12 protein-coding genes are annotated in these 17,221 nt (G+C 68.2%); 8 read left to right on the top strand and 4 right to left on the bottom strand.

All coding sequences use genetic code 11. The annotated features are described in order from the left end of the window. Window positions 1-196: 196 nt before the first annotated feature. Window positions 197-1,048: a CoA ester lyase gene (locus M3B11_RS09300; protein ID WP_259877219.1), complete on the bottom strand. Its 852-nt coding sequence runs from the start codon at window positions 1,046-1,048 to the stop codon at window positions 197-199. Between the two features lie 131 nt (window positions 1,049-1,179). On the opposite strand from M3B11_RS09300, the gene M3B11_RS09295 reads away from it, so the two are divergent. The 6 genes from M3B11_RS09295 (at window position 1,180) to M3B11_RS09270 (ending at window position 8,100) form a co-directional block, all read left to right on the top strand. Beyond that, the gene (locus tag M3B11_RS09295; RefSeq protein ID WP_259877218.1) at window positions 1,180-2,223 is read left to right on the top strand and encodes a 3-isopropylmalate dehydrogenase; all 1,044 of its coding nucleotides are present in this window, start codon (window positions 1,180-1,182) and stop codon (window positions 2,221-2,223) included. Window positions 2,224-2,333: 110 nt separating this feature from the next. Then, a complete protein-coding gene (locus M3B11_RS09290) occupies window positions 2,334-3,431 on the top strand; it encodes a branched-chain amino acid aminotransferase (protein ID WP_259877217.1) in 1,098 nt (365 codons plus the stop codon). 519 nt (window positions 3,432-3,950) lie between these two features. Further along, window positions 3,951-5,348 (top strand): MFS transporter, encoded by a 1,398-nt coding sequence (locus M3B11_RS09285; protein ID WP_259877216.1) that lies wholly within the window; start codon window positions 3,951-3,953, stop codon window positions 5,346-5,348. A 216-nt stretch (window positions 5,349-5,564) separates the two neighbouring features. Then, window positions 5,565-6,632, top strand: coding sequence for a biotin/lipoate A/B protein ligase family protein (locus M3B11_RS09280; RefSeq protein WP_259877215.1), 1,068 nt, complete (start codon window positions 5,565-5,567; stop codon window positions 6,630-6,632). Between the two features lie 37 nt (window positions 6,633-6,669). Further along, complete coding sequence (thyX, locus tag M3B11_RS09275; protein WP_259877214.1) at window positions 6,670-7,455, top strand: FAD-dependent thymidylate synthase; 786 nt, start codon at window positions 6,670-6,672, stop codon at window positions 7,453-7,455. A gap of 48 nt (window positions 7,456-7,503) precedes the next feature. Beyond that, entirely contained in the window at window positions 7,504-8,100 is a 597-nt protein-coding gene (locus tag M3B11_RS09270; RefSeq protein ID WP_259877213.1) for a CG0192-related protein, read from the top strand. 119 nt (window positions 8,101-8,219) lie between these two features. Here M3B11_RS09270 and M3B11_RS09265 read toward each other — a convergent pair whose 3' ends face one another. From M3B11_RS09265 to hrpB, 3 genes are all read right to left on the bottom strand, one after another. Further along, on the bottom strand, window positions 8,220-9,023 hold the full coding sequence (locus tag M3B11_RS09265; protein WP_259877212.1) for a hypothetical protein: 804 nt from the start codon (window positions 9,021-9,023) through the stop codon (window positions 8,220-8,222). Window positions 9,024-9,249: 226 nt separating this feature from the next. Further along, on the bottom strand, window positions 9,250-10,188 hold the full coding sequence (locus M3B11_RS09260) for a 3-methyladenine DNA glycosylase (protein ID WP_259877211.1): 939 nt from the start codon (window positions 10,186-10,188) through the stop codon (window positions 9,250-9,252). Between the two features lie 23 nt (window positions 10,189-10,211). Next, entirely contained in the window at window positions 10,212-12,794 is a 2,583-nt protein-coding gene (gene hrpB / locus M3B11_RS09255; RefSeq protein ID WP_259877210.1) for an ATP-dependent helicase HrpB, read from the bottom strand. A gap of 257 nt (window positions 12,795-13,051) precedes the next feature. Here hrpB and M3B11_RS09250 point away from each other — a divergent pair, with 257 nt between their 5' ends. Next, window positions 13,052-15,178, top strand: a complete 2,127-nt coding sequence (locus tag M3B11_RS09250; protein WP_259877209.1) for a hydantoinase/oxoprolinase family protein — start codon at window positions 13,052-13,054, stop codon at window positions 15,176-15,178. A 30-nt stretch (window positions 15,179-15,208) separates the two neighbouring features. Continuing rightward, window positions 15,209-17,221 (top strand): hydantoinase B/oxoprolinase family protein, encoded by a 2,013-nt coding sequence (locus M3B11_RS09245; protein ID WP_259877208.1) that lies wholly within the window; start codon window positions 15,209-15,211, stop codon window positions 17,219-17,221.

Here is a 17,221-nt window from a genome sequence, read left to right as displayed (position 1 = left end):
CGGGAGTGAGGAGTCTGCGGCCCGAGCCAGTCGCCAGTTGAGGTGGTGGTTGAGCAGCCGGTCGAGCTGCCGGTTGAGCGGCCGGTCGAGCCGGCGGCGATATTGGCTTCAATTTTCCAGCTGAAGAAGTATGATGCCCCTCACGCATGCGAGAGGCCGGGTGCAGCTGCTGCGGCCGACCTGTCGTCGGTGGTGATCAGGCGTTCCAAAGGCCGTAGGAATCGGCCAGCTGGGCGATCTTCTTCGCACGCGCCAGACGGGGCAGGTAGGAGCCGTCGACGATGTCGTCGGTGCTTTCCGCCTCGGCGAGCATATTGCGCGCCCATGCCCGGTCGTCCTCGCTCGGCGCCAGGGCGGTGTTGAGTGTGTGGATCTGGTCGGTGTCGATGACGAGCTTGCCGGTCATGCCCATCTTCATCGTCCACAAGCAGTCCTCAGTCACCTGGCCGGTGCCGGCGCCGACCGGGCTCGGCCCGTCGATCGCGCCGGGCAGCCCGCCCACGCGGGTGGCGATCACGAGACGGGAGCGAGCATAGGCCAAGGCGATCGGGTCATCGGCGACACCGGTGTCCTTGCGGAAGTCATTGGTGCCCAGCGCCAGCCGGAAGGTGCCCGGCGCCTCGGCGATGCGGGTGGCGTTCTCGATCCCGCGGGCGGTCTCGATGAGTGCGAGCACCGGCACGCCGGCTCCGGCGCGCATGGCGGTGTAGGTGACCTGTTCAGGACGTTCGGTGTTGGGCAGTATGACGCCGCGCAGGCCCGGGGTGCCGTTGAGAGCGGCGAGATCGTCCTCCCATTCCTGGGTGCCCATCGAGTTGACACGCACCCAGCCGCCCATGCCGTTGTCCAGCGCAGCGACGACGTTGTCGCGGGCCAGGCCCTTCTTGTCGGCAGGGACAGCGGCTTCCATGTCATAGATGAGCGAATCGGCTTCCGAGGTCTGCGCGGCTTCGAAGGTCTCCTTCTTGGCGGCATTGATGAGCAGCCAGGAGCGGCTGAGCTTTGCTGGAAGGGACGCGGCGCGCGTGTTGCGCAGAGTGTGAGCCATGTAGGCGAGTCTACGAAGCAAACGCGCGCCGGTCACCTCCCCAGCTCGCCGTGTTCAGGATGCAAGACGGCAAGTTGTCATGTGAGACGCGCTCATAGGGTGGCAGTGAGCTATCGCGAGGAAGGACCCCCATGACGACGCACAAGATCGCAGTGATGCCCGGTGATGGAATCGGCACCGAGGTCGTACCCGAGGGCCTCAAGGTCCTCAACCGGGCGATCGAGGCCGCCGGCGAGCCCGTCACCCTCGATACCACGACCTTCGAGGCATCGGCCCGCCGTTGGCACGAGACCGGTGAGACCCTCACCGATGACGAACTCGCCCAGCTGCGCGACTATGACGCGATCTACTTCGGCGCCTGCGGCGACCCATCGGTGCCCTCCGGTGTGCTCGAACGCGGCATCATCCTCAAGATGCGCTTCGGCCTCGAACACGCCGTCAACCTGCGGCCCTCGAAGTTCTACGCAGGAGCCCGCTCGCCGCTGGCCGAGCCCGGCGACATCGACTTCCTCGTCGTGCGCGAGGGCACCGAGGGCTCCTACACCGGCCAGGGCGGCAACCTGCGCCAGGACACCGTCCACGAAGTCGCCACCGAAGTCTCGGTCAACACCTGGTACGGCGTCGAGCGCACCGTGCGCTTCGCATTCGCCAAGGCCCAGGCCAGGAGCAGGAAGCTCACCTACGTGCACAAGCACAACGTCATGGTCCACGCCGGGCACTTGTGGCGCCGGGTTGTCGAGCACGTCGCCGCCGACTACCCCGAGGTGACCGTCAACTACGAGCACACCGATGCGTGCACCATCTACATGGTCACCGACCCGGGCCGCTACGACGTCATCGTCACCGACAACCTCTTCGGTGACATCCTCACCGACCTCGCTGCGGCCGTCACCGGCGGCATCGGCCTGGCCGCCTCAGGCAACCTCAACGTCGATGGCACCGCCCCGAGTCTGTTCGAGCCGATCCACGGCTCGGCCCCGGACATCGCCGGGCAGGGCATTGCCGACCCGACTGCTGCGATCCTCTCCGCGGCCCTCATGGCCGAGACCCTCGGCATGGAGGTCGTGGCGAAGTCCATCCAGACCGCCGTCGAAGCCGACCTCGCCGAACGCGGCGAGGCCAAGCGGACGACGGCAGAGGTCGGCGACGCGATCGCCGCCCGGATCGGCGGCTGAGACCCAGCCACCGCCTCGGGAGCGGGGCGATGCCATAACCTAGGAGACGAGGCGCTGCAGTGTGCCTCATCCCATACGACGTTGAGCACCAGACGAATCGGAAAGCGACGATGACTGAATTTCAGGTTCTGAAGAATATGCAGCCGGCTCCGGAGCTGGTGCGAGAGGCGATCAAGGAGAAGCCTGGCTTCGGCGAGCACTTCACCGACCACCTGTCGCACATCCGCTTCACGCGCGACCAGGGCTGGCACGCCCACACCGTCAAGCCCTACGGCCCGATCATCCTCGACCCGGCCGCGGCGGTCTTGCACTATGCGCAGGAGATCTTCGAGGGGCTGAAAGCCTACCGGCACTCCGATGGTTCGATCTGGACGTTCCGCCCACAGCTCAACGCCGCCCGCCTCGCCCGCTCCGCCGAGCGGATCGCCCTGCCGCAGCTGAGCGAGGAGGACTTCCTCGCCTCGCTGTCCGAGCTCGTCACGGTGGATGCCGCCTGGGCGTCGGCGCCGAAGAACGATCTCGATGAGGTGTCGCTGTACCTGCGGCCGTTCATGATCGCCTCCGAGCGGTTCCTCGGTGTGCGTTCCAGCCACGAGGTCGACTACTACGTCATCGCCTCTCCGGCCGGCCCGTACTTCCCCGGCGGTATCAAGCCGGTGTCGATCTGGCTGTCGCGCACCCTCAAGCGCGCCAGCGCCGGAGGCACCGGATTCGCCAAATGCGGCGGCAACTACGCCGCCTCGCTGGCTGCCGGTGACGAGGCCGCGGCGAACGGCTGCCAGCAGGTGCTGTTCACCGACGCGGCCGAGGGCAAGTACCTCGAAGAGCTTGGTGGCATGAACCTTATGCTCGTCACCAGCGACAACACCCTCATCACCCCGGAGCTCGGCGACTCGATCCTCGACGGCGTCACCCGCCGGTCGGTGCTCGAACTCGCCCCGCAGCTGGGGCTCCGTGTCGAAGAGCGCAAGATCGAAGTGGCCGAATGGCGCGAGCGCCACGCCGCCGGTGAGATCGTCGAAGCGTTCGCCTGCGGTACCGCTGCCGTCGTCACCCCGATCGGCAAGCTCGTCTCCGATGACTTCACCATCGACCACGGCGAGGAGCCCGGCGAGATCACGATGTCACTGCGCAAGACGCTGCTCGACATCCAGTACGGCCGCGCCGAGGACACCCACGGCTGGCTGTACAAGCTCGCCGAGGGCTGAGCCGGGGTCTCGCTGACCAGGCTTGTGGAGACGAGGCTGGTGCCCGGGTCTTAAGGGTCGTCCCTGGTCATGGTGACCCGTCCCTGATGAAAGTTAGTAAAGCTATTCATGGTTTCGAAGCCCTAAACCATGAATAGCTTTGCTAACTTTTCAGTCCAGCCCGCCGCGGGGCAGCGGCGGCCGGGCCCCGGGTCTCACTCAGGCCTCGCGCCTCGCTTCGGCCCCCGGCCTTATCCCTCGCTTCGGCGCCCAGCCTCCCGCCTCGCTTCGGCCCCGGCCTCGCGCCTCGCTTCGGCCCCGGCCCTTGTGCCGTGCCGGCGCCACACTCCGTGCCCGCCCCACACTCCGTGCCCGCACCTTGGGCCTCGCTTCGGCCCGGCCCTCGCTCCGTGCCCGCACCTTGAGTCTCACGCCGGCCCGGCCCTCATGCCACGCTCCTGCCACCCGCCACTCCTCAGCCCTGCACCTCGCCCACCACCTCTTTTGCTCAAACCTGTGCAAAAGAGTACGATTCGCCTCATGCCGATCACCCATGACCGCGCCGCCGCCCCGGAGGCGCCGACAGCTGACGAAGTCCTCGCCACCCTGCCGTGGAAGTGGCACACACAGGGCGCCATCTTCATCATCGGCGGCCTGGGCTTCATGTTCGACGCCTGGGACGTCGCCCTCAACGGCTTCCTCATCCCGCTGCTGTCCGACCACTGGAACCTCACCATCGGCCAGGCCGCCTGGATCGCCACCGCCAACCTCATCGGCATGGCCCTCGGCGCCGTCGTGTGGGGCGGCATCGCCGACCGTATCGGCCGTAAGCGCGCCTTCACGCTGACCTTGCTGTTCTTCTCCCTGTTCACCATCGGCGGCGCCTTCGCTCCGAACATCGGCCTGTTCCTCGTCTTCCGCTTCCTCGCCGGTTTCGGCCTGGGCGGGGCGATCCCGGTCGACTACGCCCTCGTCGGCGAATTCACCCCACGCAAGCACCGCGGCCGCGTGCTCACCGCGATGGACGGCTGGTGGCCGATCGGCGTGACCCTGTGCGCCTTCGTCTCCGCCTGGATCCTCGGCTTCGGCGATTGGCGCCACATCATGCTCGTCATGGTGCTTCCGGCCCTGCTCATCGTCTGCGTGCGCCTCTTCATCCCCGAATCGCCCAAGTACCTCATGGCCGCCGGCCGTCACGACGAAGCCGACGCCGTGCTCACCCGCCTCATCGAGCGCACCGGCAGCCCGGTCACCGAATGGCGCCACGACGCGATCGAACCGCTGCCCCCGCGCAAAGGCCTGGGCGAATCGCTCTCGGCCGCCTCCGGCCAGATCGCCGAACTGTGGCGCTACTCCACTCGCATCACCATCACCGCCTGGCTGCTGTTCGTCTCCGTGCTGCTGCTGTATTACGCGGCCCTGACCTGGCTGCCGAAGATCCTGCGCGAACAGGGTCTCGGGGACCAGGCCGCGTTCCTCGTCACCGGCCAGATGACTGCGATCGGCATCCTCGGCGTCATCGTCTCCGTCGTGCTCATCGAGACCACTGGGCGCAAATGGATGCTCGGGACCACCTCGCTGGTGGCCGCCGCAGCCCTCGTCGTCTTCGCCATTGCGCTGGGCCAGTCCGGCGCCGAGCTCAACCTGCTCGCCAAGGCCAGCATCCTCGCCTTCGGCTTCTTCATCCAGATGGCCGTCCCGGCGCTGTACACCTACGTCTCCGAGCTCTACCCCACCCGCCTGCGCGGCTCCGGCTTCGGCTGGGCATCCGCGGCCTCCCGGGTGGCCACCGGCATCGCCCCGATGATCTTCGGCTCTATCATGTGGCCGCTGCTCGGCCTGACCTGGACGTTCGCCCTCACCGGCGCCCTCGCCGTCGTCGCCGTGACGGTCATGGCCCTCTTCGCCCACGAAACCACCGGCCGCGAAGTCGGCTGACCCGTCCTGAGGCGTGGGTTCCGGCCCCGAGGTGCGGGTTCCGCTCCCGCGGTGTGGGTTCCGCCCCCGAGGTGCGGGTTCCGCTCCCGAGGTCCGAGTTCCGTTTCCGAGGCGTGGGCCCGTGTCCGATGCGTGGGCCCGTGTCCGAGGTGCGTTCCGCCTCGGCTGTGGCCGGCACCACAGCCGGAGGCAGCCGATGCGCGGTAGCGTGGGAGCATGAGCAGCTTCCACGCAGAGCACAAGGTCATCGGCGGCAAACTCGTCGTCGCCGACATCGACACTGACGGCCAGACGATCACCGCCGCGAAGATCTCAGGCGACTTCTTCCTCGAACCAGAAGACGCCTACTTCTCCATCGGCCCGGCACTGACCGGCGCATCGGTCTCCGCGACACGCGACGAACTCATCGCCCGCCTCGACGCCGCGCTCGCCGAGTTCGGCGAGTCGCTGCAGCTGCACGGCTTCTCCACCGGCGACATCGCCACCGTCGTCCGCCGAGCCCTGAGCCAGGCAGCGAACTTCACCGACTTCGATTGGAAGGTCATCCACGGCCCCGTCCTGCCCAGCCGCGTCAACGTCGCCCTCGACGAAGTGCTCCTCACCGAGGTCGACGCCGGCAACCGGCAGCCGACCCTGCGGTTCTGGGAATGGGAGGACAAAGCCACCGTCATCGGCTCCTTCCAGTCCTACGTCAACGAGCTGCGCCCTGAAGGCGTCGAGCGCCACGGCATCGACGTCGTGCGCCGCATCTCCGGCGGCGGAGCGATGTTCATGGAAGGCGGCAACTGCGTGACGTACTCGATGTACGTCCCCGACACCCTCATCGCCGGACTCGACTACGCCGAGTCCTACGCGTTCCTCGACCGCTGGGTCATCGCCGCGCTCGCCAACGAGGGCGTCGACGCTTGGTACCAGCCGATCAACGACATCACCTCCACCGGCGGCAAGATCGGCGGGGCCGCCCAGCGGCGCCTCACCTCGGGAACGGTGCTGCACCACGCGACGATGAGCTACGACATCGATGCCGACAAGATGGTCGAAGTGCTGCGCATCGGCGAGGCGAAGATGTCGGACAAGGGCGTGCGCAGCGCCAAGAAGCGCGTCGACCCACTCAGGCGTCAGACCGGGTCGAGCCGCGAGCACATCATCAAGACCATGATCGAGACGTTCACCAGCATGTACGGTGCCGAACGCGACACCATCACCGAGGCCGAACTCGCCCGCGCCGAAGAGCTCGTCGAGACGAAGTTCAGCACCGAGAAGTGGACGCATCGGGTGCCGTAGACTGACCCCAAGCCCGCCACGTCACCGAAGGAGCACCGTGCGCCACGTCGAACCCTCCGCCACGCTCATCGCCCGTCCCCAGATCGACTGGGAGGCCATCAATGCCTACCTCGCCGACGTCGGCGGCAGCTCCTGGTCCGAGCGCGTCGCAGACGCCGACAGCCCCGATGGCGAGGACCTCGTTGAGTTCTCCGGACGCATGTGCTACCGCTCCTGGGAGCCGGGACTCAACCCCAATGTCGGACGGGTGCGCACGGATTCGGCCCAGTACCTCGGCAACGTCATCTCCTCCCAGCACGGGTCGGTGCTCGAACACGCCAACTACACCTTCGTGCTGCACAACGTCTCCCGCGTCCTCACCCACGAACTCATCCGGCACCGCGCGGGCTGCGCTTATTCGCAGGAGTCGCTGCGCTACGTGCGCCTGGAGGAGATCCCGTTCTGGTTCCCTGAGTGGGCACGCGAGGACGAAGAGCTGATGGAACGCTGCCTGGCCGTCCTCGACACGCTCGAAGAGCACCAGAAGTGGATGAGCGAGCACTTCAAACTCGACGAGGAGGGCACCAAGTTCTCGCACAAGAAGCACATGACCTCCTTCATGCGCCGCTTCGCCCCCGAGGGCCTGGGCACCGGCATCGTCTACACGGCTAACCTGCGCTCCCTGCGCCACGTTATCGAGATGCGCACTGCCCCCGGCGCCGAGGAGGAGATCCGGCTGGTGTTCGGCAAGATCGCTGAGATCATGCAGGCAGAGGCACCGGCGATCTTCGCCGACTACTCGATCGAAGACGGTGCCTGGTTGCCCGGCACCCGCAAGGCATGACCGATTCCGATGCGGTGATGACCCGCTGACCAGAGATAAGGAGCCGCCATGGCACAGCTGTACGATGCAGAACTCTCACCCGGCAAGCTCGAACTCGTCCAGACCTGGCTGCCGAGCCAGGAGTGGTCCGGCCTCGACGCCGGGGTGCCGCTGGAGGTCGTGACGAGCTACCGGTTCGACGATCCGGCCGGTGAGGTCGGTATCGAGATGCACCTCGTGCGCTCCGCCGACGATGCCGCCGGGCCGATCTACCAGGTCCCCGTCACCTACCGGGGCGCCCCGCTTGAGGGGGCCGAGGACGCGCTCATCACAACGATGGAGCATTCGGTGCTCGGCAAGCGCTGGGTCTACGACGCTGTGGCCGACCCGGTGTTCGTCGAGCAGGCCCGCCGCACCATCGCCGAGGCGGACACCTCGGCTGAGGAGATCATCGTCGATGGCGACAATCCCGGTCCGCGCACTGACATCGCCGACGCACGCGGCACCGGCTGGGATGCCGCAATCAAGGCTGTCGAGGAAGCCGACCTCAACGTCACCCGTCTTCTGGACGCCGACCAGCTTGCCGGTGCCGAGACCGGGCCCGGCATGCTGATGGCGACGTGGGTTGGGCAGTCTGAGCCGGTCGAGCTCATGCGTCTGGTCTGAGAGCAGCCGCATGAACTGAGTTTCCGCACAACAGACTGAGTTCCCGCACAACAGACAGCGGGCGCGTGAGAGACGATCTCACGCGCCCGCCGTCTGTTGTCAGTCAGGCCTGCGGCGCCTCAGTGACGCGGCGGGATCTCGTTCCCGTTCTCGTCGAAGCGCTGCTCCTGGACATCCCGGCCCTGCGGGTCGAGCCCCTGGCCGTGATCATGACCCTGTCCGCGCGGATCGAACTCCTGTCCTTGTGCGCGAGCGTCGTGCTCGTGCGCACCCGGTTCGGCGTGGCCATCCTGCGGACGGCGGCCATCACGGCCCAGCTCGTCGCGACCGTAGCCTTCATGACCCCGGTCGTCGCGGCCGAGCCCGTCGTGGTGGCGGTCGTCGCGGCCGAAGCCTTCACGACTCCGGTCGTCGCGGCCGAGTCCGTCATGGTGGCGGTCATGGTCGCGGCCATCATGACCATGGTCGTCACGGTGGGCAGCGCCAGTGGCACCGGCAGCACCGGCGCCTGCGGCACCAGCCGCACCGGTGACCGAGCGCTTTCCGGACTTCTCATCGAAATCGGGATCGAGCTCATTGGCCTTGGCCTCGCGGCGCTTGAGCTCCTCGCGCTCGGCGGCCAGCTGCTCCTCTTCGCGGTTGATGGTGCTTTCCTTGCGGTCGGCCTCCAGGCGGGTCTTCTCAGCTTCAAGTCGACGATTCTCAACATCGAGCTCACGCTGACGGACGTCGATGTCGTGCTGCTTGTTCTCCTCGCGGAGCTGCCCGGCCTCACGACGCTGCTGTTCGCGGCGGCGCTCCTCCTCGATCCGCTTCCGCTCTTCCTTCTTCTTCGACGCCTTCATCAGCGCTGCGACGATCGCAATGATGATGATGACGCCGATGACTGCGGCGATGATGAGGAGCAAGGTCTGATTGTCCATGAGATGTCCCTCCGTCAAGGAGACTTGGTGCCTCCACTGCCACCAGCATAGTCGTCTGACCAGGAGATGTAACGGGTTTCACTGCACTGGGTGCAGGCATTCGACCAGATGGCGAGCCATGGCGCAAATGCGGGACGACGGTGGCTGCTCACACGAATCCCGGGAACCAGCGCGTGTCCGCAGGCGGTCGATCCCCAGCCCCGGGCTCAGCGGACGCCTCACAGCATCAGCTGCGCGGTTCGATGCCGGCGGCGGCCAGCGCATCGAGCAGCTCGCGGCGCAGCCGCTGGGCGCGCTGGCTGAACGCCTGCTGCCGGCGCATGTACTCAGCCTTGCCGGCGGCGGTCTCGATCGCTACAACCCCATAGCCCCAGGCCCGCACGTCATACGGGCTGGCTTCCATGTCGAGTGTCCGGATGTCGCGGGCGAGATCGAACGCCGTGACGATCACCTGCGAGGGCACGATCGGCCCGAGCTTCATCGCCCACTTGTACAGATCCATCCCGGCGTGCAGACAGCCCGGCTGCTCCATCGACACCATCGTCTTCCGCTGCGGCGTGAGCGTGTTCAGCGGCCGGGCGGCTGGGGTGAAGAACCGGAACGCATCGAAATGCGAACACTGGATGCGATGGGATTCGACGACCCTGTCGGTCTCCGCCTGGCTCAGCCGCAGCGGCACCTGCCTATGCCGGCGCTCATCAGCTGACTGCCGGTAGACCATCGCCCATTCGTGCAGTCCGAAGCAGCCCAGCTGCGCCTCCCGATCCAGGGTTGCCGCCAGCAGGTTCGCGATGAACTGCGCGCCCTCACCCCGGTCGGTCTTCCAGGCCGAGACGTCGACGAAGGCGAAGTCACCGGTCACCGTCCACCAGCGGCGGGCGAACTGCTCACGATCTGCCGCCTCGTCAACGGCGAGCCCGATCCCGGCGCCGGGCTGGTAGCGGGCCACCTGCGCAGGCGTGAAGGGATAGTAGGTGAAGAGGAAGTCCTCGACCGGGTGCTTCTCGCTGCGGGCCCGGCGCGCCAGATGGGCGCCCATCCGCTCCTCGACGGCGGCGGCGAGCTCGGCGGCGGCAGCCTTCCAGGTGGCAGCGTCGATGACCGTCTCAGGCGCAGGAGTCGCAGCCGAGCCGGAGGCCGGGGCAGGGGTGGTGTCGGTGTGCATCGCCTGCCCATTGTCGCAGACGCTCAGCGGCCAGAGCGCTTGGTGCCGCGGGCAGGTGGAGCAGTCAGCGGATCCTCTGGCCACGGATGCTTGATGTAGCGGCCGCGATTCTCTGCCCGTACGCCCGGGTAGCCCTGCTGCCAGAATGAGGCGAGGTCGGCGGTGACCGCCAGCGGTCGGGCGGCAGGGGAGAGCAGGTGCATGAGCACCGGCACCCGCCCATCGCAGATGACGGGGCTCGCCTGCCAGCCGAAGCACTCCTGCAGCTTGACCGCCAGCACCGGGGCGGCGATCTCGGCGTCGGCAGGGTCTGCGTCGCTGTCACCGTGGTCCTCCGGCGCCGGATACCGCAGCCGCACCGTGGAGCCGCTGGGCACCTCAATGCGCTCCGGTGCCAGCTCGTCGAACCGGCCCGCTTCCGGCCACGGCAGCAGGTTGCGCAGAGCAGACGCCCAGTCGATTCCCGTCGCCGAGGCACCGGCCGCCACCCGGGTCAGCTCACCATGGCACCATTCCGCGAGCCCGGACTCAAGAGCAGCGAACCGGACATCGGGCCAGGGCCCACCGAACACGGCATGCAGCAGCCCGAGCCGTCCGCGCAGCTGCGCGAACCCAGGATTCTCAGCGATCACCTCGCGAAGCCCGCGCTCGCGGATGAACGCTGCCACCGCCTCGGCGCCGGCATCCGGGTCCGCCTTCACCGGAGTCGCCGACAGCTCGATCGCCCCGAGGCGCTCGATGCGGCGGGCTGAGAGCTTCCGACCGTCGAAGCGCGTGGCCGTCTCGGTGACGTAGAGGTCGCTGGCGAGCAGCTCGGCAGTCTCCCGGTCGAGCGGAGTGGCAGCCCGGATGAGGGCGCGCTGGCCGGCTAAGGACACCTCGGCGACGGCGAGCCATTCGTGGCCGCGGATCTGGGCTTCGCGCGGCAGAGTCGCGCCGGTGCCGGAGGCGAGCAGGTACTTGTCCTCGCTGCCGGGCCGCAGCCGGGCGATCCGGTCCGGGTAGGCCAGCGCGATGACCGTGGCCACCGCCTCGTCAAGCGGCACCTGGCCCGAGGCGGTGGTGCCGACGGCTGTGTCCTCGCAGGTGTCTTCTCCGGTGGTCTCGGCCAGGATCCGGGTGAGCCGGGCGGTCTCCCGGGTGTACGTGCGCGGGGATGCGCGGCGCAGCTGCCGGACGGCGGCAACGGCATCGGCACCCGGGCAGCGCAGATCCGAGGCCAAGGCGGCGACCACCTCGGCGGCGGCCGCGGCGCCGACGAACTCAGCGCCGTCGAGCAGGCCGCGGGCCATGCGCGGGTCGGCGGGAATCCGGGCGAGCTGCCGGCCGCGGGCTGTGGCGGCCCCGGTGTCGTCGAGGGCGCCGAGCAGTCGCAGGGTTTCAGCCGCCTGGGCGGCCGGGCGCTCCGGCAGAGGGTCCGGCAGTCTCAGCCCGTGACCGAACGGTGCGCCCCAGCATGCCAGGTCGAGGATCGCGGAGGTGAGATCGGCGGTGCGGACCTCCGGCGGGGTGTGGGCGGGCAGCGCGGCATAGTCGGCTTCGCTCAGGGCGCGGATGGCCAGGCCGGGCCCGAGGCGGCCGGCGCGTCCGGCCCGCTGCGTGCAGGCTGCCTTCGAGGCGCGCACGGTGGCCAGGCCCGCGAACCCGCGGCCGGTGTCGAAGTGCGGCACCCGCGCCAGGCACGAGTCGACGACGATCCGCACACCGGGCACCGTCAGTGCTGATTCCGCGACCGAGGTGGAGACGACGACCCGGCGGGAGGCCTCCAAGTCCGTGCGCGGGGTGAGGATCGCGTCCTGCTCCGTAGCAGAGGTCGAGCCGGTGAGCACCCGGACATCGGCGGGCACACGGCCGCGCAGCAGCGAAGCCAGGGCTTCGACATCGCGGATGGCCGGCATGAACACGAGCGCATCCCCGGTGGCCTCGGTGCGGAGAGCCGACTCGACGAGGCCTGCCATGTGGGTGAGGAATTCGCTGGTGATTCCGCGGGCATTGGTGGGCCGGCCGGGGCCGGGATGGCAGCGGATCTCAACCGGGTGCAGTGCCGAGGTGACGTTGAGGACCGGGCCGCCGATGAGCTCAGCCCAGCGCTCGGCCTCCAGGGTCGCTGACATCGCCACCAAAGTCAGGTCCGCGCGCAGACCGGTGGCGTCAACCGCGAGGGCGGCGGCGAGATCGGAGTCGAGGTGGCGTTCGTGGACCTCGTCGAGCACGATCGCGGTGACACCCTCAAGCCCGGGGTCGGCGAGCATCCGGCGCAGCAGCACACCGGTGGTGACGAACTCGATGCGGGTGGACCGGGAGACCTGCGCATCCCCGCGGACCGTATATCCGACCGCCTCGCCGAGGCGCGTGCCGCTCAGCTGCGCGAGCCGGCGGGCAGCTGCTCGGGCGGCCAGCCGGCGCGGCTGGGTGACGATGATCCGCCCGGCCGGCAGCAGCCCGGCCAGCGCCGGCGGCACGACCGTGGTCTTGCCGGTGCCCGGTGGTGCGGTGATGACCGCCCGCAGACCGGCCGCCGCATCGGCGTGACGTTCGCTCAGCTGAGGGATGAGCGCAGACGCCGGCAGACCGGATGCGATGGCGTCGAGGTCGAAGGAGTGCACGCCTTCAACCTAACGGATCGGTCGGCTGCAGGGGCGTGGAGGCCGGCAGTGAGGCTGCGGAGGCCGGCAGTGGGGCTGTGGGGCAGCGGGCCGTGGAGACCGATGAAGCCGGGTGTCCAGAATCCTGCCAATGACGCAGCTCACTTTTTGTCACTGTCTGCCGAGTGATTCGGAGAAGTCGCCGCGCATGCTTGTTCATAGCAGTGAAGTTCTGCCAGACGCGAGGGAGCGTCGGCACACGAGAAACAGGGGTGAGAATGACTCTCGGCAGCGCACGGATCCGCATCGGGATCGATACCGGCGGCACCTTCACCGACGTCGTCGCGTTCAATGAGGACACCGGCACGCTGACGACGACGAAGACCCCGTCGACCCCAGCCAACCCCGCCGACGGGTTCATCAACGGCATCGAGAAGGTCCTCGGCGAACTCGGCGCCAACGGCAGCGACGTCGTCGCCGTCTCCCACGGCACGACGGTGGCGACGAACCAGCTGCTGGAGGGCAAGCTGGAGACGATGGGCTTCATCACCACCGAAGGCTATGAATTCGTCCTGGAGATCGCCCGTCAGGCCGTGCCCGACGGCTACGGAAACTCCTACTTCTGGGTCAAGCCCGAACGCATCGTCACCGCCGACCGCGTCAAGACCGTCGGCGGCCGTCTCGACTTCGAAGGCACCGAGGTCCGCCCGTTCGACGAGGACGGCGCCAGGGCTGTCGCCGCTTGGTTCCGCGACGCCGGCATCAACGTCCTGGGCGTCAACTTGCTGCACGCCTACGCCAACCCGGCCCACGAGCAGCGGATGCGTGAGATCCTCACCGAAGTCCACCCCGAGGCGATCGTGTCGCTGAGCTCCGAGGTGCTGCGGGAGTACCGCGAATACGAGCGCTCGATGACCACCCTCGTCGATGCCTCTGTCAAGCCGAAGGTCTCCCGCTACGTCGCCAACATCCATGAGCGCCTCGATCAGTTCACCGGCGCCGAGCACGGCGACCGTAAGCCGATCCCGTTCTACATCATGAAGTCCAACGGCGGGGTGCTCTCCGCCGACGAGGTCGTCCACCAGCCGATCACCACCGTGCTGTCCGGGCCGGCGGCAGGCGCCCTCGGCGCCGGCCTCATCGCCCAGGAAGCCGGGTTCTCCAAAGTCCTCACCTGTGACGGCGGCGGCACCTCCACCGACGTCACCGTCATCATCGACGGCGAGCCAGCACTGACAACCGAGGGGTCGGTGGGTGTCTACCCGTCGAAGATCCCGATGATCGACGTCGTGACTGTCGGCGCTGGAGGTGGCTCGATCGCCTGGACGACCGAAGAAGGGCAGCTCAAAGTCGGCCCGCAGTCGGCTGGCGCCGATCCGGGACCGATCTGCTACGGCCAGGGCGGCACCGAACCGACGATCACGGACGCACATCTGCTGCTCGGTCGCATTCCGCCCCACCTCCTCGGCGGCGAGATCCCACTCGACGTCGAGGCCGCCCGCACCGGCATCGAGGACCTGGCCGGCCGCCTCGGGCTCAGCAGCGAGAAGTGCGCGACCGGAATCCTGGAGATCTCCGCCTGGAACCAGGCGAACGCGCTGCGCCAGATCTCAGTCAAGCGCGGCCTCGACGTCCGTGACTTCATGCTCGCCTCCTTCGGCGGCTCCGGTTCGCTGCTGGCCTGCCGACTCGTCGACATCCTCGACCTCGCAGGCGTCATCGTCCCGCTCAACCCCGGCAACGTCTCTGCGTTCGGGCTGCTGACCGTCGACGTCAAGAACGACTACGTGCAGACGCATGTCGCAAAGGATGAAGGACTCGACCTCGGCACCATCGACAGCATCTTCACCGCTCTGCAGGAGCGCGCGGCAGCAGCCCTCGACGCCGAAGGGTTCGCCTCCGCCGACCACCGCTACGACCGGTCGGCTGACCTGCGCTACTTCGGCCAGGCCTTCGAAGTGCGCGTACCGGCGCCTGCAGGGGAGATCACCCGCGCCTGGGCAGACGAGGTCACCGACGCCTTCCACACTGAGCACCGCCGCCTCTACGGCTACGACTTCAAGGGCGATGGCGACCAGTTCGTCGAATGGGTCAACCTGCGCGTCTCCGGCATCGGCCCGATCCAGCGGCCAGAGCTCGCCAAGCTCGGGGAAGCCTCTGCTGCCCAGCCGCTGTCCGACCGGGCGCTGGCCAGCCAGCGTCAGGTGTGCTTCGACGCAGACGACGGCTACGTCACCGCCGACGTCTACTGGCGGCCCGAGCTGCTGGCCGGAGATGAGATCACCGGCCCGGCGATCATCGAGGAATTCGGCTCGACGGTGCCCGTCCATCCCGGCTTCAGCGTCCGCGTCGATGACGCCGGCAACCTCGTCATCACCCGCACCCCAGTCGCCGAGAAGCGCTGAGCCGGCGCCGAACCACGAAGGAGACACGACATGACGGCAACACCCACTGATTCCGGCTCGATGCTCTCGACCACCCCGCTGACCGGTGAGCAGCTCGAGGCCTACATCGCCGCCGAGCCGATCAATCCGGCCGGCCTGCCCCGACCCTACGAACACGGCGGGCGGCTCACCCCCGAAGGAACCGAGGTCGATCCGATCATCGTCGAGATCGTCGAAGGCACCCTCGCCAGCGTCGAGATGGAAGTCGAGACCGCGATCTCGAGGACCTCACGCTCACCGATGATCCGCGACGCCCACGACTTCCGCGCCGGCATCCACGACCGGCAGCTGCGCAAGCTCACCGGCCGGTCCTACTCCGCGCTCGTCCACCCGATCGTGCGCGACTTCCCGATCGAGACGATGGAGGAAGGCGACGTCTTCTTCCACAACGACGTCTACGAATCCGAAGGCGGCATCGGCCACCTGCCCGACCTGTGCGTCACCGTCCCGGTCTTCCACAACGGCGAGGTCGTGTGCTTCGTGCAGGCCTTCGGCCACCACGACGACATCGGCGGTGCCTGCCCCGGCTCGATGCCCTCCGGTGCGACGAGCGTGCACGAAGAGGGACTGGCCGTCCCGCCGATCAAGCTGTGGTCGCGCGGCGAACCCAACCGGGCCGCGCTGCGCATCATGACCCGCAATTCGCGCATGCCCGACTCGCTGGCCGCTGACCTCGACGCCGAATGCTCCGCCTGCCTCATGGGCGCGCGCCGGCTCGGGGAGCTCTTCGCCCGCTACGGCCGCGACACCATCGAAGCGGCCTTCGACACCATCCTCGACAACACCACCGAACTTTACCGGCGCGAGATCCTCTCGAAGATCCCCGATGGCCAGTACGTGTGGGAGGACTACGCCGAACACGACGGCGTCGAGGACCCGAAGCTGCACACCCAGCGCATCACCCTGACGAAGACCGCCACCGGTGGACCGGGCAACGGCCCCAGGCTCATCATTGACTTCACCGGCACCGCTGCTCAGGCCAGAGGGCCGATCAACCACTGCGGCGACTACGTCGGCGGGAACTTCCTCAAGAAATGGCTCGCCCCGATCCTGCGCAACCTCGCCGACTCCCCGGAGCGGATGGGCGAACTCGACGTCAACGAGGGCATCGTCCCGCTTATCGAGATGCGCTTCCCGGAGAAGGGCACCTTGCTCACCCCGATCTACCCGGGCCCGACGAACGCCCGCACCTTCGTCATCCTGCGGCTGCTCGGCGTGCTCGCCGGGGTCGTTGCGAAGGCTGTCGACGGGAAGATGCCGGCAGACCAGGAGACGATCCGCTACACCGGCGTGTACGGCAAGGACCGCGACGGCAACGACTATCTCATGCGCGAGGTGCTCGGCGGCGGCTCGGGCGGCCGCTACTACGCCGACGGTGAGGACACCATCCACGTCGTGCCCGACTCCCGGAACCTGCCCACCGAATTCACCGAATCCCGGTTCCCGTTCCGCGTCGAGCGGCTCGGACTCGCCGTCGACTCCGGCGGCGCCGGACGCTACCGCGGCGGACTCGGCTACGAGAAGCACATTCACATGCTCAAGGACGCGCACTTCATGTCGATCGCCGACCGCTCGATCCTCGCCTGCTGGGGCGTCAAGGGCGGCAAGGCCGGCCGGCCGTTCCAGGTCACCATCGACCCCGGCGGGCCGAACGAACGCGAGATCGATGCGCTCGCCGATGCCGAACCGGTTCGGGCAGGGGAGACGATCCGCATCCGCACCACCGGAGGCGGCGGCTGGGGCGACCCGCTCGACCGTCCCCTCGACGAGGTCGAACGCGACCTGCGGTGGGGCAAGGTCAGCATCGACGGGGCCCGCAGCGACTACGGGGTCATCGCCAGCGCCGACGACGGTGAGGTCACCGTCGACACGGCGGCCTCGACGCAGCTGCGGCAGCAGCTGCGCGAGAAGCGCACCGGTTCGGAGCCGTTCTTCGACCGCGGACCCGGGTACGCGCGCTTGGCCGGTGACGGCAGCGACGCCCCGGACGTCGACTGGCTCTGA

Origin of the sequence: Brevibacterium sp. p3-SID960 (genome assembly GCF_025144725.1) — a bacterium.
In the GTDB taxonomy this organism is placed as follows: Bacteria; Actinomycetota; Actinomycetes; order Actinomycetales; family Brevibacteriaceae; genus Brevibacterium.
This window is presented reverse-complemented; position numbering and strand designations above follow the sequence as displayed.

Bases quoted from the DNA above. Each gene is read 5' to 3' on its own strand.
- M3B11_RS09285 (WP_259877216.1), top strand. From the start codon at position 3,951: ATGCCGATCACCCATGACCGCGCCGCCGCCCCGGAGGCGCCGACAGCT.
- M3B11_RS09270 (WP_259877213.1), top strand. From the start codon at position 7,504: ATGGCACAGCTGTACGATGCAGAACTCTCACCCGGCAAGCTCGAACTC.
- M3B11_RS09250 (WP_259877209.1), top strand. From the start codon at position 13,052: ATGACTCTCGGCAGCGCACGGATCCGCATCGGGATCGATACCGGCGGC.
- M3B11_RS09265 (WP_259877212.1), bottom strand. From the start codon at position 9,023: ATGGACAATCAGACCTTGCTCCTCATCATCGCCGCAGTCATCGGCGTC.
- M3B11_RS09245 (WP_259877208.1), top strand. From the start codon at position 15,209: ATGACGGCAACACCCACTGATTCCGGCTCGATGCTCTCGACCACCCCG.
- M3B11_RS09260 (WP_259877211.1), bottom strand. From the start codon at position 10,188: ATGCACACCGACACCACCCCTGCCCCGGCCTCCGGCTCGGCTGCGACT.
- M3B11_RS09295 (WP_259877218.1), top strand. From the start codon at position 1,180: ATGACGACGCACAAGATCGCAGTGATGCCCGGTGATGGAATCGGCACC.
- M3B11_RS09290 (WP_259877217.1), top strand. From the start codon at position 2,334: ATGACTGAATTTCAGGTTCTGAAGAATATGCAGCCGGCTCCGGAGCTG.
- M3B11_RS09300 (WP_259877219.1), bottom strand. From the start codon at position 1,048: ATGGCTCACACTCTGCGCAACACGCGCGCCGCGTCCCTTCCAGCAAAG.
- M3B11_RS09280 (WP_259877215.1), top strand. From the start codon at position 5,565: ATGAGCAGCTTCCACGCAGAGCACAAGGTCATCGGCGGCAAACTCGTC.